General features: G+C 50.6%; 1 protein-coding gene. It reads left to right on the top strand.

The annotated features are described in order from the left end of the window. Nucleotides 1–255 (top strand): hypothetical protein (locus F7Q90_RS26995; protein WP_211369716.1); only part of this gene is annotated, 255 nt, incomplete at both ends.

The following is a 255-nucleotide window of genomic DNA, read 5'->3' as shown; positions in this document are numbered from 1 at the left end:
CAGCCCGGGGCGATTAAAAATATTCACTCCACTGCAGCACAACAAATCACAGCAGCAAAAACACCGCTCTACAACCCACTTAACCGTCACGGCAACACTTTTCAGGGAGTAATCGCCAGCTCGACGGGCACACAGCCCGGGACGATTAAAAATATTCACTCCACTGCAGCACAACAAATCACAGCAGCAAAAACACCGCTCTACAACCCACTTAACCGTCACGGCAACACTTTTCAGGGAGTAATCGCCAGCTCG

The sequence above is a fragment of the Pantoea stewartii subsp. stewartii genome (assembly GCF_008801695.1).
Classification (GTDB): domain Bacteria; phylum Pseudomonadota; class Gammaproteobacteria; order Enterobacterales; family Enterobacteriaceae; genus Pantoea; species Pantoea stewartii.
The sequence above is the reverse complement of the archived record's forward strand: the minus strand, read 5'-3'. Positions and strand labels throughout refer to the sequence as shown.